Source organism: Myxococcus sp. AS-1-15 (assembly GCF_020037055.1).
Lineage (GTDB): Bacteria > Myxococcota > Myxococcia > Myxococcales > Myxococcaceae > Myxococcus > Myxococcus fulvus.
The window spans coordinates 24,777-43,471 of record NZ_JAIQDF010000016.1; the positions used below are offsets into that span (position 1 = coordinate 24,777).

Sequence of the window (18,695 nt, forward strand, 5' to 3'; positions counted from 1 at the left end):
CGCCATGGCCGAGGTGAAGTGGACCGCCAGCTCGCAGCACCATGACTGGAATGACCGGCGCGCGCCGGCGGCCTTCATCGACGCGCTCGCCGAGGCGGGGCTGGTGGGGACGGTGGAGGGGGTGTGCGGCTGGGACGAGGACGCCACGCGCCGCGCGGTGAAGCTCCAGGGGCCTGGCGTGGGCGCGCGGGTGATGGCGGAGATTCCGAAGAAGGAGAAGCACCCGTTCCTCAAGGCCTGGGGGAGCACGCCTTCGCCGTGGACGCTCACGGTGGGCATCTCGCGCTTCGTCGCCGACGAGGGGCGGGTGGCGGGGCTCAACACCTTCGTCTTCCAGTTCGACGGCGCGGCGTACGAGGACGAGGCGGGCTCCGCGCTCCTGCTCGCCGCCTTCCACGCGGCCCACTCGCCCGACACCACGGAGTTCGCCGCCATCCATCCCCTGGCGCGCTACGAGGCGCTGGAGACCGGCGAGTACGACTCCGCGGTGACGCTGCGGCCCCTGTTCGCGGGCGTCTTCTGGGCGAATTTCCTGGGCAAGGGGCACGTCGAGCAGTTCGACCGCGCGGTGCTCGCGCGGCTGCCACCGGAGCGCGTGGAGTGGGTGGACGGCGGCAAGGGCCTGTTCGTCGTCACCACGCCCCGGCTCGGGGATGCCACCACTCCGACGGTGGAGGCGGAGATGCTGCGCCTCACCGAGGTGTTCCGCGAGGCCCGGCGGCGATGAGCCACCGGGCGCCCGCGAGGCCCCGTCACGACGGGTGACGGAGCCGGTGTCCTCCAGACGCGCGGCGAGCTGTCGGCCCGCGCGCCCGGAGGTCATCCAGGCACGGCCTCAGGGGTAGGTGATGGCCTCGATGAGGGACGGGTGGTCCGCGCCGCACAGGGAATCCGCGTCGGCGCCGAGGAACACGCCGCGCAGCACGTGGTCGGCCTGGCCCTGGCGCTTCACGGTGAGCGAGTAGGGCACGGGCGTGTCGTCCGTGGGGGACGCCTCGAAGCTCGTGCTCTTCAGGCAGATGAAGTAGGTGCCGCTCGGGGGCGTGCCCTCCGGGCCGGACGGGGCCAGCGCGCCCGCCTTGGCGGGGCCGTACGCGAGCAGCTCGCCGTTGGGCGTGCGCACGATGAGGTCCTGGTCCTGCGCCCGCTCCCAGCTCGCCGTGACGCCCAGGGGCGTGCCCAGGGGCGCGCGAGCCCCGCAGACGCCGTTGGTGCACGTCTTCCCCGCGCCGCACGTGTTGCCGCAGCAGCCGCAGTTCGCCGGGTCGGTGTTCGCGTTCACGCACGAGGAGCCGCACTTCACCTGCGGCGGCGGGCAGCTGCCCGGGATGCAGTCGAAGCCGCCCGGCTGGTTCACGCACCGCTGCCCGGGCGTGCACGTGTGCGTGCCGTTGGTGCACTCGTTGATGTCCGTGCAGGTGCGGCCGTTGCCCGTGTAGCCCGCCTTGCAGGTGCAGTTGTAGCTGCCCTGGGTGTTGGAGCAGGTGGCGTTGACGGAGCACTGCGAGGTGCCGTTGGTGCACTCGTTGATGTCGTTGCAGGTGCGGCCGTTGCCGGAGTAGCCCGCCTTGCAGGTGCAGTTGTAGCTGCCCTGGGTGTTGGAGCAGGTGGCGTTGACGGAGCACTGCGAGGTGCCGTTGGTGCACTCGTTGATGTCGTTGCAGGTGCGGCCGTTGCCGGAGTAGCCCGCCTTGCACGTGCAGGTGTAGCTGCCGGGCGTGTTGGTGCAGGTGGCGTTGACGGAGCACTGCGAGGTGCCGTTGGTGCACTCGTTGACGTCGGTGCAGACGCTGGGGCTGCCCTGGCAGGTGTAGCCGGGCTCCACCTGACAGATGGTGCTACAGCCGTCGTTCGCCGTGCGGTTGCCGTCGTCACATGACTCGCCGGTGCCCACGCGGCCATCGCCGCACAGGGGGCCGGTCGTCTCGACGGCGTCGATGAGGTAGAGGCCCGCCAGGGCGCGGTTGAGGCGCACGTAGCGGTACGGGGTGGCGTTGGAGTAGGGGACGTCCACGGAGAAGCGGCCCACGCCCAGCTGGATGAGGTTCGCCTGACCGGTGGCGATGACGGTGCGGTCGGCGCTCAGGAAGTCCACCGTGAACAGCACGGTCAGCGTCAGGCCGCCGTAGTGGATGCGCAGGGGCCCGCGGCCCTCCTCACCCTGGCCCATGTCCAGGAGCAGCGAGCCGCCGAGGATGGAGAGCACGGTGGCGCGCTGGCCGTCGGGGGCGCCCACGGCGTTGTTGGGGTTGAGGACGACGTTGAGGCCGCTGGGCGTGGCCGCGTCCGCGTACGGGTCCACCACCGCCAGCTCCGCGCTCTCTTCGGACTGGGCGTCCTCGAGTGGCGTCTCCGACTCGCCTTCCAGCGTCTCTTCGTCCTGGGGATTCGCACCACAAGCACCGAGGACGGTGCACAGCAACACCGCGCCCAGCGCGCGCCACGTCGTGGCCCTTCGACTGAACTCCATGTCTCGCTCCATTCCAATCGCTCACCGACGGGCTTCCCGGGGGATGTCCCCTGGGCGGAAGCCGTCGGAGCGCATGGAAGGCACGATGTCGGTATGGCGCCTGGAGCAAGGGGGCTTGTCGCACCCGACCCGTGAACCAGGTGACAGGCGTGTCGTTGAGTGTCGCGGTGTCGCGTGGCGGCGGACATCGGAGCGGCCCGGCGAGGCGACGTGGCGTGCGTGGCCGTGCGGGCCTCCCAGCGGGGCTTCAGCGCTTGCGGCGCCACGCCTTGAGCTCGGCCTTCTTCTCCGCGCCCAGCGCGTCCAGCCGCGCCTGCCAGCGCTCGCGGTGTGGCTTGAGCGCGGCCACCACGGCGCGGGCCACGACGAGGTTGCGGTACCACTTGGCGTCGGAGGGGACGATGCACCAGGGCGCCTGCTTCGTGGAGGTGCGCGCGAAGACGTCCTGGTAGGCCCGGGTGTAGTCCGCCCAGAGCTTGCGGTCCTCCCAGTCACCGGCGCTGATCTTCCACGCCTTGCGCGGCTCCTTCTCCCGGTCCATCAGGCGCTGCTCCTGCTCCTGCTGGCTGATGTGGAGGAAGAACTTCAGGACGATGGTGCCGTGCTCGGCGAGCATCTCCTCGAAGTCCTGGATGTGGCCGTAGCGCTCCTTCCAGAGGGACGGGGGCGCCAGCTCGTGCACGCGCACGGCGAGCACGTCCTCGTAGTGGGAGCGGTTGAAGATGGAGAACTCGCCCAGGCGCGGGGTGTGGCGGTGAATGCGCCAGAGGAAGTCGTGCTCGCGCTCCTCCAGCGTGGGCGCCGCGAACGACGCGACGGAGACGCCCCGGGGGTTGAGGCTGCCCACCACGTGCTTGATGGTGCCGTCCTTGCCCGCGGTGTCGCGGCCCTGCAGGACGATGAGCACCGAGTTGAGCCGCGAGCCCCACATCAGGTCCTGGAGGTCGAACAGCTCCTCGCCCAGGGCCTCGAACTCCGCCTTCGCGTCGACCTTCTGTTCGTGCTTCGGAGGCGTGGTGGAGAGCTTCTCCAACCGCACCTTGGCTCCCTGACTCGCGCTGGTGATGAGCTGCATGACTTCCTTTCGATGAGGCGTCGGTCCGGAGGCCAGCGTGCCACCCGAGGCGTCCGGGGCTGAGACAATCGTGCGGGCGCCGTGATGACTTCGTGAAGATGTGAGCACAGCCGGACACGTACCTTGGCCGCATGCTCCTTCTTGGACTGGGTTGGGCCGTCAGTCAGCTGCTGCACGCCTCCACCGAGGCTCCCATCACCGACGTCACCGTCTACAGCGACCGGGCGCGGGTGGTGCGGACCGCCTCCCTCCAGGTCTCCGGCACCGAGCGGCTGGAGCTGCCCCTGTTGCCGGAGGCGGTGGACCCGGACTCCATCCAGGTGGAGGCGGAAGGGGCCCGCGTCGCGTCCGTGGAGGTGCGCGCGGCCCAGCCGGCGCCGTTCCCCGTCGCGGAGGCCACCGCGTTGCTTTCGACGTTGGACCGGCTGGGGGACGAGCTCTCCCGCGTCAACGCGGAGCACGTGGCCAACCAGCGCCAGGTCGCCGCGCTCGGCCGCATCCAGCCGAAGGGGCCGGGCGCGGACGCCGACGACGCGAGCGGAGCGCTGGCGCCCGGGGGCTGGAGCCAGGCCGCCGCGTTCCTCGTCGACCTGCGCACGAAGCGCGAGGTGCGGATGCGGGAGCTGGAGGCGCGCATGCAGGTCCTGCGAAACGAGCTGGACGCCCGGCAGGTGGAGGCGGGCCGCCTGGGGGCGCTGCCCTCGCCCCGGGGCTTCGAGGTGCGGGTGGCCCTCACCGGCTCGGGCGCCGCGAAGGTGCGCCTGTCCTATGTGGTGCTCCAGCAGGCGCGCTGGTACCCGCGCTACGAGCTCCAGCTGAACCCGGCGCAGCAGCGGGTGCAGGTGGCCTTCTCCGGACTGGTCAGCCAGGAGACGGGCGAGGACTGGACCCAGGCCCGCCTCACGCTCAGCACCGCGCTGCCGTCCACCTTCACCGCGCTGCCGAAGCTGACCACGTGGAGGCTGGGCACCGCCGAGCGCTTCATCCCCACGGCGCGCAGGACCGACGAGCTCCCGAGCGAGCCGCCGCCGCTGCCCCGGCCCGTGGCCCCGCTGGACGTGGTGGCGCTGCTGCGCCGCGAGCTCGAGACGCGAGCCCAGGGGAAGGGCGCGCCGCGTGCCCCGCAGAAGGTGGCCCAGGCGTCGAGGCCGGCGCCGACGCCGACCGAGTCCCGGAGCCCGGAGCCGGAGTCTTCCCGTCCTTCGCCGACCGCGCGCGTCGCACCGGGCGGTGATGCCTTCGTCCTGGGCAACGTCATCGATGCCCAGTCGCGAACTCCCGTGGGCGACGTCGTCGTCACCGCCACCTCGCCGAGCCTGCCGGGGGAGGAGACCACCGTGACCGACGCGCAGGGGAACTACCGGCTCCCGCCCCTGCCGCCCGGCGTCTACACGCTCCGGTTCGAGAAGGAGCAGTTCAAGCCGTACGCGCGCGCGGACATCCAGGTGTGGATGCAGCGCACCGTCCGGATGAACGTGGAGCTGCTCCCGGAGAGCCTGGGCGAGGTCGTCGAAATCGTGGGCGCGCCGCCCACCGTCGACGTGGGCAGCACCCACACCGGGGTGGGCTTCTCGCTGCATGGCGCGCCCATGTCCAACTGGCGGCCGGAGCCCGTCGTGGACCGCTACGTGGGGCTGGCGCCGCCTCCGGGCTGGCGTCGTCCGGCGCTGGACTCGCAGCTGCCGGCGTCGCTCGCGGGAGGCCACGACCTGGCCTTCACCGCGCCGCGCTCGGAGACGGTGCCCAGCGGGCAGGGCGAGCGCACCATCCCGCTGCTCCTGGAGTCATGGCCCGTGCAGGTGGAGCGCCGCGTCTTCCCCGCGCTGGCGTCGGAGGCGTACCTGGTGGCGCGGCTGAAGAGTCCGTCGCGAAGCGCGCTGCCCGGAGGCACCGCCTCGCTCTTCGTGGGAGACGACCCGTCCGGCACCGCGTCGCTGCCGCTCATCGTCCCGGGCGAGCCCTTCACGCTGCCCCTGGGCATGGACCCGGCCGTGCGCACCGCGCGCGACGTCCGGCTGGTGCAATCAAAGGAGGGCTTCATCTCCAAGGACGACCTCAACACGTACGAAGTCACGCTGGAGGTCTCCAACCCCTATCCCTTCGCGATGCAGACGCACGTGGTGGACCAGTGGCCCCTGGGCTGGGGTGGCGACGTGGAGGCGACGCTCGTGCGCACCGAGCCCGTGGCGAGCCAGGACCCCAAGACGGGGGTGCTGCGCTGGGACGTGGTGATTCCCGCCTCCAGCAAGAAGACGCTCACCTTCGAGTACCGCCTGAAGCGCCCCCAGAACTGGAAGCTCACCCAGTAGCCGCGAGGAGCCACCATGACCTTGTTCCCCTTGTCCCTCCTGGTGCTCGCCGCCGCGCCCCAGGTGTCCTCCGTCGTCGTCTATCCGGACCGGGCCCACGTCACGCGCACCCAGGACGTGACGTGCCGTGGCCCCACCACCGCCGTCTTCGAGCAGGTGCCGGAGGCCGCCTCGCGCGAGAGCTTCCGGGCGCGGGCCCCTGGCGCGGACCTGGAGGGCCTCACCGCCGAGCGCCAGACGCTCGAGCAGCAGCTCTCCGCGGAGCGCCGCGAGTGGAGGGCGCGGTGGGACGCGCTGACCCAGGAGGAGCTCACGCTGGACGCGGCGCTCGCGCGGGTGACGGGGCTGGAGCGGCTGTCGGAGGGCTACACGGACGTGGCCGTGGACCACGTCACGCGGGAGCTGACGGGCCGCAAGCCGGACACGCGCGCGTGGGCCTCGGCGTTCGACGCGGCGTTGTCGGTGCGGATGCGCGCGGTGAGGGAGGCGTGGGAGCTGGCGGAGAAGCGCCGCGCGCTGAAGCAGCGCCGCGACGAGGTCTCCGCGCAGCTCTCGCGGCTGAGCACCGAGGCCGCCCGCGCCGAGTACCGGGTGGAGGTGCGCCTGTCGTGTCCCGAGGGGAAGAAGGCCCGGGTGTCGCTGACGTATCTGGTGGGCGGCAGCTCCTGGGAGCCGAGCTACGAGGCGCGCGCGGATGAGGCCTCGGGCACGGTGGAGCTGACGGCGCTCGCCACGGTGCGCCAGCAGACGGGCGAGGACTGGTCGGGCGCGAAGCTCGTGCTCTCCACGGCGCTGCCTCGCAAGAACGCCACGCCGCCGGAGGTGGCGCCGCTGCTCGTCCGGGCGCTGAAGCAGCCCAAGGAGCGCCAGGTGCTGACGGCGCGTCAGGAGGCGCGGCAATCCGTGGAGGGCGGCGTCGAGGGGGAGGCGGCCTCCGGCGAGGGCCCGCGGGCGGTGTCCCAAGGCGTGTCCGTGCAGTGGGAGGCCGAGGAGGCGGCGCGCGTGCCGGGGGACGGCGTGGCGGTGCGCGTGGTGCTGGGGCGTCACCGCCTGCCCGCGGAGTTCTCGTGGCGCACGGTGCCCAAGCTGCACCCGGTGGTCTTCCGCGTGGCGCGGCTGGCCAACACCACGTCCTTCCCGCTGTTGCCGGGTGAGGTCAGCCTCTTCCGGGGCACGGGCTTCCTGGGACGTCAGCGGCTGGAGCGCGTGGCGAGCGGGCTCCCCTTCGAGCTCACCTTCGGCATCGAGGAGGCCCTTCGCGTGACACGCACGACGGTGGAGGAGGTGAAGCGCCCGCAGGGGCTCTTCGGGGGCAAGCAGCGCTTCCGCTACGCCTACCGCTTCCAGCTCACCAACCTGCGTCAGCGCGAGGAGAAGGTGGTGCTGTCCGAGCACATCCCCGTCTCCGAGCTGGACGACGTGAAGGTGGAGGTGGCGCCGGAGTCGACGGCGGGCCTGGCACTGACGAAGGACGACGGCATCGCCACCTGGCAGGTGGCGCTCGCGCCCGCGGAGACGAGGACCTTGGAGCTCGTCTTCCACGTGGACGCGCCCTCCAGCTACGTCAGCGGAGGGCTGTAGGGACGCTCGCGGAGGAGTCATCCTGGGGAGTGTGGCTCCTCCGCGGGCGGGGTTGTTCCGGCGCCTCGTTTCCCTGGTCAACGCGTGGGAAGGGCGCTTGGATGGCGGGCATGTCGCCGCTGCTGCCGGACCCGGACCGTGCGCTGGGGGAAGCCAATCCGCTGGTCCTCACCCTCGAGGACCTCCTCAACGAGCACGAGTGCCAGGAGCTGGTGGAGCGAATCGAGGCGCTGGGGCCCTCGGCCGCGCCCGTCACCACGTCGCAGGGCATGGTGATGCGCCCCGACCTCCGCAACAACTCCCGGGTGATGTTCGATGACCCGGCGCTGGCGGACCTGCTGCACCAGCGCGTCCTCACCCACGTGCCGCGCAGGCTGGAGCGCACCTGGGAGCTGTGCGGCGCCAACGAGCGGCTGCGCTGCTACCGCTACGAGGCGGGGGAGTACTTCGCGCCGCACTACGACGGCGCCTTCGTGCGCGACAGGAACGAGCGCAGCCTGCTGACGTACCTGGTGTACCTGAACGACGGGGCCGAGGGCGGCGCGACGAACTTCCTGGACCTGGGGCGCTCGGTGACGCCCCGTCGGGGGATGGGGCTCGTCTTCAACCACCACCTGTACCACGAGGGCGCGACGGTGACGGGCGGCCTCAAGTACGTGGTGCGCACGGACCTGATGTACCGCCGCGCGCTGCCCTGAGGACCCGCCTCACCAGTTGGTGAGGCGGTAGTCCTTGAAGAAGTTGCCCCAGGAGTAGTCGCCGGTGTTCTCGGCGGTGGTGATGGGGTCGATGATGCGCGCCGCGCCGTCGACGATGTCCAGGGGCGGCTGGAAGTCCAGGTCCTCCACCTTGCGCTGGGAGAACACGGCCGGGTCCTCGTCGGTGACCCAGCCGGTGTCCACCGCGTTCATGTAGATGCGGTCCTTGGCGTAGTCCGCCGCGGACGTCAGCGTCATCATGTTCAGCGCGGCCTTGGCCATGTTGGTGTGCGGGTGGCGGTCCGTCTTCGTCCCGCGCGAGAAGCTGCCCTCCATGGCGGACACGTTGACGATGTGGCCCGGCGTGGTGCGGTCGCGGGTCATCAGCGGCTTGAGCTTGCCGCAGAGGATGAAGGGCGCCACCGCGTTCACCAGGTGCACCTCCAGCATCTCCGCCGTGGACACATCCGCGAGCTTCATCCGCCACGAGTTCATGTCGCGCAGGTCCACCTGCTGCTCGTCCGCGTCCAACCGGCCCTGGGGGAACAGGGCGCTGGTGTCACCCTCGTTCTCCAGCGCGTACGGCAGGAGCGACAGCGCGGCGGAGGAGTGGATGCCCAGCGCCGGGTCGTTGCTGCGCCACGAGGTGGTCATCGCGGAGGGCTCCGTGCCGCCCGCGCCCAGGACGGGGTTCAGCTCGGTGAGGCAGGCCCGGTGGCTGGCGAGCAGCGGGCGGGCCGCCTCGGGCAGCTCCTCGAACCGGCGCAGCTCCCCGTCGAGCAGGTGGGCGTAGAAGCCCGGCGGCCGGCGCACCGTCTGCGCCGCGTTGTTGATGAGGATGTCCAGCCGCGAGTGCGTCTGCTCGATGTGCCGGGCGAAAATCTCCACGCTGGGCGCGTGGCGCAGATCCAGCCCGTGGATGTGCAGCCGGTGGGACCACTCCGCGAAGTCCGGCTCCAGCATGTAGCGCCGCGCCGAGTCCTGGGGGAAGCGCGTGGTGGCGATGACGGTGGCGCCCGAGCGCAGCAGCATCAGCGACGCCTGGAAGCCAATCTTCACCCGCGCGCCGGTGATGAGCGCGACCTTGCCGGACAAGGGCGCGCGTTGGGTGCGCTTGGCGTAGTTGAAGTCCGCGCACTCGATGCACATCGCGTCGTAGAAGAAGTGCAGCTTGCGGTACTCCGCCTTGCACACGTAGCACTTGCGCGGCGTCTCCAGGAGCCGCTCGGGGCCCTCCTCGACGGGGACCTCGCCGGCCGGAAGCAGGGGCGCGTTGAAGACGGGGGCGCGGCGCATCGTGCGGATGCGGGTGCTGGCGCGCACCTCCCGGTCCTTGGTCTGCTTGTCGTGGCGCTTCTCGCGCCGCAGGGCCTTCTCCAGGCGGGACTTCGCGGTGCGGTCCGGCATGACGATGCGGCCGGCGGCGATGAGCAGGGCGCGCTTGTCCTCCTCGGGCAGCCTGGCCAGGAGGATGCGGTCCTCGGCCATGGCCTCCAGGAGGCGGGTGCACCGACGGACCTCGTCGAGCGAGGCGGGGGCTTCGGGGGGCGGGGCGGCGTCGAGCGCGGGCGAGGTTGTCTCAGCGTCCTTCATGGCCGTCGGTGCATATCCCGGCAGGGGGCCTCGAAGAAAGGACCGCTCGCGGGCCCTCCCTGGATGGAGGGGGGACGGCCGGGCGTCAGTGCCAGATGACCCGACCGCCGCCGTCCACGTCGATGTCCCGCAGGGAGGCGCTCCCCCAGAGCTCCACGTCCCCGGAGCCCTCGAGGGAGACCTTCACGCTGCCCCCCTCGACGCGGGCCTCCACGTCCCCGGAGCCCTCCAGCCGGACATCCAGGTGGACGGCCCCGAGGGCCCGGGCCTCCAGGTCGCCGCTGCCCGACAGGCGGGTGTCCAGCCGCTCGGCATGGCCCGAAAGCCGCGTCTTCCCGGAGCCCTCGCTCGTCACCCGCACGGTGTCGGCGGCGCCCGACCAGGACAGGGCCCCGGAGCCGGACAGGTGCAGCGCCACCGACTGGGCGACCCCCGACTCCGGCATGCACACCTTCAGCTCCCCGGAGCCGTCCAGGTGGGCCTCCAGCACGCGGGCCGCGCCGCAGTAGCTGAGCCTTCCGGAGCCCTGGGCGCGCAGGCGCACGTGCTCGGACTGCTGGCCCACGAAGCCGTCCACCCGCACCTGGCCGGAGCCGGAGAGTGAGGCGCCGGTCAGGCGCGGCAGGGTGACGTCCACATGCGCGGGGCCCTGGGGGTCCAGGTGGCCGTCCGTCTCGATGCGCAGCGTCCCGTCGGACTGGACGAAGGCGCGCACGTTGTCCTGGAGGTTGGAGTCCAGCGTCACCTCCACGGAGGAGGTGGCGCCCTCGCGCACGCGCACGTCCAGGTGGCCCTCGTACGCCACGGCCTCGAAGCCCTCGGCGCTCCGGGCCTCCGTCACGGTGTCGCCGTTACCGCGCTCGTGGACGTCACACCCCGTCACCCAGCCCGCCGTGAGCAGCACCACCGCCGCGCGCATCCACATGTCCATGTCTCCCCCGGGCCTGGTGCCCGCGTCCGGGGCCTGGAACACCGGCCGCGTGGGAAACTGTCACCGGGCGGGCGTGGGGGCCGAGGGCAGGCGCGTGGCGGCCACCGCCAGACAGAGGGTGGCCACGACGAAGTAGTAGTAGTTGCAGAACGCCTGTTTGTTGAAGGCGAAGAAGGTGGCGTAGGTGAGCGCGGTGGCGGCGGCGAAGCCCGCGGGGGTGCGGGGCGCGCGCCACAGGCTCAAGCCCAGCGCGGCGGCCACGGCGGCGAAGGGAATCCAGAGGGGTGGGGTGGGATGACCCTTGGCCACCCACGCGGCCAGGTAGCTCAGCGAGTCGACGCGGAACGGCTGGTGGATGTGCAGCGCCACCACGCTGTGGAAGAACGCCTTCGGGTCCGGCAGGGCGAAGGGGAGGCTGACGGCCAGCGCGGTGGCGGCGGCACGCCACAAGAAGCCCCAGAGCTGCTGGCGAGGCTCGGGCAGGAGCAGCAGCGCCAGCGGCAGCAGGAACACCGTGTGCTGCTTGATGGCGAGCGTCAGGCCGAAGACGTACGGCAGCGCGCGAGGGAAGCGCACGGCGCAGAAGACCGTGGCCGACAGCAGCAGCACGAGGAAGGGCTCCGTCCAGGACTGCTCCAGCACGAAGAAGCCGCGCGGCGTGAGCAGGTACAGCGCCGCGGCGCCCGCGCCCAGACGACCACCCCGCGTCCAGGCCATGAGGCCGGCGGCGAGCGCTGTGGCCACGAGCTGCGCGTGGCGCGGGTCCGTCGCCAGCGCGCGGCCCAGGGTGGCGAACATCAGGCTCAGGGGCGGGTAGGGGAAGCCGAACAGCAGCCGTCCGTCCCGCACGAGCCCCTCGCCGTACCAGTGCCCATGGCCGTAGATGTTGGGGAACGTCATCGCGTACGGGTTCTGGCCGCGCAGGAGCTCGTCCGCGCCCTGCACCTGGAACACGAGCACGTCGATGTGGGGCGAGGGCGCGTGGCGAAGAATCCAGAGCCCCAAGAGCAGGTACACCCCGAGGAGCGCGGGCACGCCGACCTTGCGCAGCCAGTTGGGCCCCGCGAGCAGCGCGCCACTGATGAGCGCCGCGGCCGCCAGCCGCTCGTGGAAGAGCGCGAAGGGCCAGGGCCCCTGGAGCCTGAGCGCGGACGACGGGTAGTCGGTGAGGAGCACCTGGAGCTGCAGGAGCAGCCCGACGCCCAGGCCCAGCGCGAGCGCCGCCTCACCCCACGTCCACGGGCGCGAGCCGCCGGGGCCGACGACGGCCAGCAGCGCCAGGCCCAGCGCCAGCGTGAGGCCTCGCAGGGACGTGTCCAGCAGCGTGCCGTTGCTGAGCTGGAGCGTCAGCGCCAGCACCACGGCGGCGGCCAGGCAGAAGAGGGGAAGACGCCAGGGGTCGACGCAGTCGCGCGCGGTGGGAGACGGGAGGCCGTCCATCCGGCGACTTATACTCCACGCGCGCGCGCCGTCATCCGCGCCGCGGAAGATGGACGCTGAAGGTCGTGCCCTCCGCTTGCGTGGACGCCACCTCGACGCTCCCTCCATGGGCCCGGGCAATCTGGTCCACGATGAACAGGCCCAGGCCCACGCTGCGCCGCTCCGCGCCGTTCGTGGTGCCGCGCTTCATGGGCTCGAAGAGGGTGGGGAGCACCTCCTGCGGGATGGGGGGCCCGTCGTTGTGCACCCGCAGGACCAGCTCCCCGTCATGCGCCTCGCTCGACACCTGGATGCGCGCGCCCGAGGGGCTGTACTGCATGGCGTTGGCGAGCAGGTTGTGCAGCACCTGGGCGATGCGGTCCGCGTCCCAGGTCCCCTGGCCGTGGCCCTTCGTCCGGACCTCCAGCACGCGCTCCGGCGCGACGGCCTGGACCTCCTCGACGACCTGACAGGTCAGCTCGTGCAGGTCCATGGGCTGACGGTCGACGGGCAGCACCTGGCCCATGCGCGCCTGGGTGAAGTCGAGCAGGTCCCGGATGAGCCGCTGCGCGCGGTCCGCCGAGTCGACGATGCGCCGCACCGCCCGGCGCGCCCGCTCGTCCAGGTCCGTGCGGCGCACCAGCGTCGCGGCGGACATGAGGATGGCGTTGAGGGGGTTGCGCAGGTCGTGGCTGACGATGCCGATGAGCTGCTCGCGCAGCAGGGCCGCCTCCTTCTCGTCGAAGAGCTGGGCCGCGCTGCGGTCCAGCGCGTCCTGGTTCTCGAGCTGATGGCCGATGAGGTCTCCCAGGTGTCGGAAGACCTCCAGCTTGTCCTGGGGGAGCGCGGCCGGGTTGGAGTCCAGCGCGCACATGACGCCGAAGAAGGCCCCATCCCTGCGGTACAGCGGCACGGCGATGTAGCTCTCCACGCCATAGAGCCTGGGCGCGGGGTGGCCCGCGAAGCGGGGCTCCTGGCTGGCGTGGTTGACGAGCAGCGGGGTGGCCGAGGTGCGCACCGTGTTGCAGAACGTCGTCGAGATGGCGAGCGTGTCGCCCGGCTTGAGGCCGAAGCTCATCTCGTCCAGCACCGCGCAGCAGCGCCACTCCTGCGCGGTGACGCGGGCCACGACGGCCAGCCGCAGGCCGGTGGTCTGAAGGAGCACTCGCAGGACCGTCTTGACGGCGTCGATTCGAGCGATGGCCTGGACGTCCGGGGTGACACCGCTCGCTGGAGACGGCTGGCTGGGGGCGGGCTGCGGGGTGTCTTCATGGACGCGCATGAAGAAGGCAACGCGGAGGACCCGGCGCGTCATCCTCTCTCTTCGAGGTGGGAGCCTCGGGGGCGAGGGCGGGCGAGGGCCTGCTAGACTCCTTTGCTCTCCGGGCTCCTCGAGGCCATATGCGCTCCGCGCTGTTCGTGCTGCTGCTCCTGACGATGGGCGCTTGTCGGCGCCAGGAAGCCCCACGCATCGAGAAGGTGGGCCCCGCGGAGCTCACGCACCAGCGCTCGTGCGAGTGGCTTGACTGGGAGAACAACTCCTGTCGCGCGGACTCCGTGCTGCGCGCGGGCGAGGTCCGCTTCGAGCAGGTCACCTTCGTCGAGGCGAACCCCAGCGTCACGCGAGCCCTCGTCGGCCAGCTGGCTGGCTCCAGCTCGCTCGTGGACCTGCGCTCCGGGGACATCGTGCTCCGCTTCCCGCCGCACACCTCGAAGCGCGCGTGGTGCGGTGACTCGCGACTGGTGGTGTCCTCGCCCCTGGCGGACTTCGGAAGCGCGCAGGGCTTGCTGGGCACCACGCTGGAGGCCGTGTGGTTCGAGCCGGGCGGGGCCGCTCAGCGCGCGGTGCTGCACCGGGGGCTCAGGGCCGTGCCCCGGCTGTCCTGCGGCCCCGGTGACTCGCTGGCGTTCATCGTGTCGGGGACGCGCGGTGAGGCGCCCATCGAGCTGTATCGCTGGAGCCCGAAAGAAGGCTCGAAGCTGCTGGAGACCTGGGTCGGTGAGGTTGAAAACGGTGATTCATCGGACCTCGATATCTCCTGGTCTTCGTCGGGGCAGCCCGAGTGGTGCGCGTGGGTCCGGCCGTACAGCGTGAATCGCTGCGTGCCTCCGGTGCGTCCGATTGCCCGGTGAGCGCGCCGTGAAAAAGTCACATCCTGCCGAAGGGCTCGAGCCGAGTGCGGTCAGCCGCCGGCCAGCCGCCGTGAGCCAGGATGCGACCTGAAGACGCGAATGCGGTGTGCCACGCTGGGAGCCCTGGCGCTGGGCGCCGTGGGCTGTGGAGACGATGCGCCGCCCGCGAAGGGCTGGGCATGGATGACACCAGCATCGGCATGCTCGACATCGACGGCGTCAACATGGTCGCCATCCAGGCGCTGGAGCGGCGCACCCGGCAGCTGCGCGAGCGCGACGCGGAGGTGGACGCGCCGAGGGCGGAGCTGGCGGAGCTGCGCCGGAGCGTGGCCGAGCTGAAGGCCGCGATGCCCCGCGCGCGCTGAGGCGGCGGTCCGTCGTCGCGAAGGGCCCGGGGACTCGGCTCCGGGCCCTTCGTGCGTTCAGGGCAGCACGGCCCGCAGGCGCTTGCCCGACTCCGAGGGCGCCTCCACCGTGCGCAGCGGCGCCGCGTTCCCCGCCGCGTCCCGCGCGTACACGGTGATGCTGTTCGTGCGCGCGTTGGCCACCCACAGCTCCTCGCCGGAGGCATCCAGCGACACGCCCGTGGGCTGCGACAGCCCCGTCGTCTTGCCCTGGAGCACGCGCAAGGGCTTCACGGCCGCCGCCTTGGTGTCGAGCAGCGACGCCAGCGAGAACACGGCCACCGCGTCCGAGCCGTAGTCGGCGACGTAGAGCTCCTCGTGGACCGCGTCCCACGCGAGCCCCGCGGCCCGGTTGAGCTTGAGCTGCTCGCCCGTCCACCGCGCGCGCGGCGCCGTGTCGCCCTGGGCCTGCGCGTCGAAGAGGGCGAGGTACGCCCCACGTCCTCCCTTCGGCCCGGCCGTCAGCCCCGTCGCCTGGCCCTTGCCCGAGCCGGCCACGAAGAGGCGCTGGTGCTCCGCGTCGAGCGCCAGACCCAGCGGTCCGCTCAGCCCCGTCTTCTTCCCGGCGAGCACGCGCGCGGGCTGGAAGCCGCCCTGGTCGTCATGGCGGAAGACGGCCACCGAGTCTCCGCCCGCGTTGGCGACGTAGAGCTCGTCGCGCCGCGCGTCCAGCACCAGGGCCGTGGGCTGCTCCAGGCCCTCCTCGAGCTTCCCCACCGCGGCGTGGTTCTCCAGGCTCAGGCGCGCCACGGCGTTGGCGCCGGTGTCCGCCACGAGCAGCTCCTGCCGCTTCGCGTCCCGCGCCAGCCCCCACGGCTGCTCCAGCGCGGACGTCACGGTGCTGGACGCGATGAGCGTGCGCGGGCCGAGCGTCCCCGGGGCGATGCCCGGCGGCGAGAAGGTGAAGCTGCGAATCCAGAACCACAGCTCGAAGTCTCCGCCCTGCCGGCCGTCACCCCGGTTGGGGAGGCCGGCGGCGAAGCGCTGCGCCAGCGAGCGCGAAATCACCTCGCCATCCAGGACGCGGCTGCCGTCGCGCGAGTGGACGTAGCCGCCCCGGATGCGCAGCTTCACGAGCAGGCGGGGATTGGCGCGGTCCTCGGTGTCGTAGTTGCGCAGATGACCCAGCCACCGGTAGGACTCCAGCGAGGGAATCCAGACGATGTCCGAGCCGAAGATGCGCGCCTCGCCGCGCAGCTCGAAGGTCTGATGACCGACGATGCCCACCAGCCGGCCCATCTGCTCGCGCCACCACGTCGAGTCGTGGGTGGTCAGCGGGTAGTTGATCTCCACCGACAACGACACGACGGGGCGGGGGAGCGGCAGCGGCGCACCCGCGGGCGACATGAGCGGCGCCAGCTCCTCGGAGCAGATGATGCGGATGCCCTGGGCCAGCGTGACGAAGGGCTCGAACTCCACGACGCTGTCGTTCTCGATGGCGAGCTGGGCGTTGGTGGCCATCTCCACGCGGGTGACCTTGACCGAGGGCTCGGCCGCGACGGAGACGGTGGAGCGCGCGTTGAACAGGATGGGCGGCACCCGCGTGGGCGTCTGGGCGTCCTCCACCAGCTGGGCGGACACCCGCTGCGTCGGCGCGTTCGACAGCGTCCACAGCGCGGCGGCGATGCCCTGCGTGTTGGTGCGCACCAGCAGCGACGCGCCGGGCGTGCCCGTTCCCTCGGCGGGGCGGAGGCTGGCGCCATCGGCGACCTGGAGGATGCGGAAGTGCACGAGCGCGTTGGCGACCGGGTTCTCTCCCTGCATCACCGCCACCATGAGCGGCGTGGGCAGCTCCTGCAGCGGCGCGCCCTCCTGGCCGTCTCCGCCCAGGTACAGGAACGTGCGCTGGCGGCACAGCGTGTCCAGCGCCTCCTGCACCGTGTCCGCGTTCAGCAGCGTCTGGCACCCGCCGGACTGGTAGGCCACCCGGTTCGCCAGGCTCAGGCGCGCGGTGAACACCAGGGGCAGGTGGGCCTCGACGAGCGGGCCGCCCTCGGACACCAGGAGCCGCGCCTCCACCTGCTGGGTGACGTCGTTGGGGTTGGGCAGCCACTCCACCAGGGCGAGGCCGTCGTCGCCGGTGGTGACGACGATGCTCTCCGTCCACGGGTTGCCCGAGCCCGCCAGCCGCACGCCGGTGTACTGGCCGCCGGCGCCGCTCAGCACCCGGAATCGGACCGACTGGTTCGCCGCGCGGCGCTGGTGACGGGCCACGCCCACGCGCAGCGGATGTGGCAGCCGCTCGCCGGGGAGCACCTCCTGGCCGTCACCGCCCTCGTACGTGAGCACCAACTGCCGGCTCAGCGTGTCCAGCGCCTGCTGGACGGTGTGCGTGTCGTTGAGGATCTCCTGCGCGTCGTCCGGGTCGTACGCCACCTTGGACGCGACGCTCAGGCTCGCGAAGTAGCGCAGCGGCGCGTGGATGGCCTCGTTCCCGTGGTCCAGCAGCCGGGCCTCCACCACCTGGCTGTGCCGGGGGTCGTTCACCGTCTGCCAGCCGTCGATGGCCGGCGTCCAGAAGACCTCCGCGATGCCGCTGGCATCGGTGTAGACGACAATCGTCGTCTGCGCGTCGTCCGGCAGGTGGACGTCCGCCACGGTGCCATGGCCCTCGGACAGCACCACGCTGAACTGGACGCGCGCGCCCACCACGGGAATCCGCCCGTTGAACACGCCCGCGCGCAGGGGCCTGGCCAGCCGGCTGGGCGGCGCGGGCGGACGGGCGGGCAGCACCTCCTGGCCGTCGCCGCCCGCATACACCAGCGTCTTGTGCTCGGTGAGCGGGGGGAACAGGTTGCGGCAGTCGTGCACGTGCCAGCCGTCGGAGTTTCGCTCCAGCACGGCCAGCGCGCAGTAGTGGTGACGGATGCCGTGGGCGGGCTCGGAGACGGGCAGCCCTCCGTCCTGGGGCCACAGCACGTTGCGCGTCACCGTGCGCGCGGGGATGAGCCAGTAGTCGCCCGTGCGGTAGCGGCCCGCGGTGAAGCGCACCTGCACGCCGCTCTCCAGCGAGGTCCACCCCAAGGCCGGGTCCGCCGGAGCTGGGACGATGTCCAGCGCGCCCGCGGGACCCACGTTGTCCCAACCGCGCACGGTGAGCGCGCCGGAGGGCAGCGTGGCCGGCCACGTCGCCGCGTCGATGGTGATGCGGTTGCCCGTCATCGCCTCCACGCGGATGAGCTCACCGGGCTCGCCGCGCAGCACGCGCTCCTCGGTGGTCAGCTCCAGCCACTGGTTGGGCTGGAAGCGCCGGTAGCCGTCCTTGCCTGGCTCCGTCACCACCATGCGCCGGTTGAGGACATCCACCGACTCCACCTGGGTGAAGAGGATGCCGTTGTCGCGCGACCACTTGAAGGTGGCCGTGCCGCCGCCCGTGTTGCCGCGGTGCACCTCCACCCGGTAGAGCTGGTTCTCCAGCCGGCGGTAGCCCGCCTCGGCCGCGACGATGCACGGGTTGTCGCTGGCCTGTTCGGGCTCGCCGCGCGCCGCGAGCGTGCCGGTGCTGGTCAGCTCCTCGGGCAGCCACTCCGGGGTGCCGAAGGTGTGGCAGGGCACCCCCTCGATGGGCCCCGAGGCGTTCGTTCCCGTGAGCCGCAGCAGCCGCACCTGCCACACCGTGCGGGTGCGCGTGGCGGAGTCCGGGCCGCCCAGCGCCACCTCGCGCAGCTCCGGGTCCTCCAGCGCGGTGACGTGGCGCTGCCACACGTCGAGGAAGGCCAGGTAGCGCCCGTTCGCCACCGGCAGCGTGAAGCCGGGCAGGTCCGGCTGCGCGTCCAGCGCCACCGCCTGCTCGTTCTCGCAGAGGATGCCCTCCACGTAGTAGTGCCCGGCGCGCACGAAGGGGCGGGTGCCCTGCGTGAAGAGGGCGAACCCCGTCTGCTCGGCGGGCGTGCCGGGCTCCTGGGGTGTCCCGCTGTGGCCGATGACGTCCCGGCGCGTCGTCTGGTCCAGGTACTGCTGGATGTCGACGTGCTCGTTCCAGTCGGCGTCCAGCTGGACGCGTCCCTGCTGCATCCGCACGGTGGAGTAGTGCTTCGCGGGCCGGAAGGTGTTCCGGCTGAAATCGCCCTTCATGGCGTCTC

The 18,695-nt window shown here is 71.9% G+C and carries 13 protein-coding genes; 6 read left to right on the top strand and 7 right to left on the bottom strand.

The annotated features are described in order from the left end of the window. Nucleotides 1-4 precede the first annotated feature (4 nt). Nucleotides 5-727, top strand: a complete 723-nt coding sequence (locus K8625_RS33960; protein ID WP_223748973.1) for a hypothetical protein — start codon at nucleotides 5-7, stop codon at nucleotides 725-727. Between the two features lie 108 nt (nucleotides 728-835). Here the strand turns inward: K8625_RS33960 and K8625_RS33965 are convergent, their stop codons facing one another. Continuing rightward, the gene (locus K8625_RS33965) at nucleotides 836-2,470 is read right to left on the bottom strand and encodes an EGF domain-containing protein (protein WP_223785020.1); all 1,635 of its coding nucleotides are present in this window, start codon (nucleotides 2,468-2,470) and stop codon (nucleotides 836-838) included. 247 nt (nucleotides 2,471-2,717) lie between these two features. Then, nucleotides 2,718-3,545 (bottom strand): polyphosphate kinase 2 family protein, encoded by an 828-nt coding sequence (locus tag K8625_RS33970; protein ID WP_223751486.1) that lies wholly within the window; start codon nucleotides 3,543-3,545, stop codon nucleotides 2,718-2,720. Between the two features lie 131 nt (nucleotides 3,546-3,676). Between K8625_RS33970 and K8625_RS33975 the strand changes: the two genes are divergently transcribed. From K8625_RS33975 to K8625_RS33985, 3 genes are all read left to right on the top strand, one after another. After that, nucleotides 3,677-5,854: a mucoidy inhibitor MuiA family protein gene (locus K8625_RS33975; RefSeq protein WP_223785021.1), complete on the top strand. Its 2,178-nt coding sequence runs from the start codon at nucleotides 3,677-3,679 to the stop codon at nucleotides 5,852-5,854. 15 nt (nucleotides 5,855-5,869) lie between these two features. Further along, entirely contained in the window at nucleotides 5,870-7,435 is a 1,566-nt protein-coding gene (locus K8625_RS33980; protein ID WP_223751488.1) for a mucoidy inhibitor MuiA family protein, read from the top strand. 110 nt (nucleotides 7,436-7,545) lie between these two features. After that, nucleotides 7,546-8,133, top strand: coding sequence for a 2OG-Fe(II) oxygenase (locus K8625_RS33985; protein WP_223751489.1), 588 nt, complete (start codon nucleotides 7,546-7,548; stop codon nucleotides 8,131-8,133). A gap of 9 nt (nucleotides 8,134-8,142) precedes the next feature. Here K8625_RS33985 and K8625_RS33990 read toward each other — a convergent pair whose 3' ends face one another. The 4 genes from K8625_RS33990 to K8625_RS34005 form a co-directional block, all read right to left on the bottom strand. Next, nucleotides 8,143-9,726, bottom strand: coding sequence for an SDR family NAD(P)-dependent oxidoreductase (locus K8625_RS33990; RefSeq protein ID WP_223751490.1), 1,584 nt, complete (start codon nucleotides 9,724-9,726; stop codon nucleotides 8,143-8,145). A gap of 85 nt (nucleotides 9,727-9,811) precedes the next feature. After that, nucleotides 9,812-10,657, bottom strand: coding sequence for a head GIN domain-containing protein (locus K8625_RS33995; protein ID WP_223785022.1), 846 nt, complete (start codon nucleotides 10,655-10,657; stop codon nucleotides 9,812-9,814). Nucleotides 10,658-10,717: 60 nt separating this feature from the next. Then, nucleotides 10,718-12,097 (bottom strand): hypothetical protein, encoded by a 1,380-nt coding sequence (locus tag K8625_RS34000; protein WP_223751492.1) that lies wholly within the window; start codon nucleotides 12,095-12,097, stop codon nucleotides 10,718-10,720. 31 nt (nucleotides 12,098-12,128) lie between these two features. Beyond that, nucleotides 12,129-13,391 carry a GAF domain-containing sensor histidine kinase gene (locus tag K8625_RS34005; RefSeq protein WP_223785023.1) on the bottom strand — a complete coding sequence of 421 codons (1,263 nt, stop codon included), beginning with the start codon at nucleotides 13,389-13,391 and terminating at the stop codon, nucleotides 12,129-12,131. An 86-nt stretch (nucleotides 13,392-13,477) separates the two neighbouring features. Between K8625_RS34005 and K8625_RS34010 the strand changes: the two genes are divergently transcribed. Together K8625_RS34010 and K8625_RS34015 are read left to right on the top strand one after the other, a co-directional pair. Then, a complete protein-coding gene (locus tag K8625_RS34010; RefSeq protein WP_223785024.1) occupies nucleotides 13,478-14,209 on the top strand; it encodes a hypothetical protein in 732 nt (243 codons plus the stop codon). A 179-nt stretch (nucleotides 14,210-14,388) separates the two neighbouring features. Continuing rightward, complete coding sequence (locus tag K8625_RS34015) at nucleotides 14,389-14,574, top strand: hypothetical protein (RefSeq protein ID WP_223785025.1); 186 nt, start codon at nucleotides 14,389-14,391, stop codon at nucleotides 14,572-14,574. A gap of 57 nt (nucleotides 14,575-14,631) precedes the next feature. On the opposite strand, the gene K8625_RS34020 is transcribed toward K8625_RS34015, so the two are convergent. Then, entirely contained in the window at nucleotides 14,632-18,687 is a 4,056-nt protein-coding gene (locus K8625_RS34020; protein WP_223785026.1) for a DUF6519 domain-containing protein, read from the bottom strand. Between the last annotated feature and the right edge of the window lie 8 nt (nucleotides 18,688-18,695).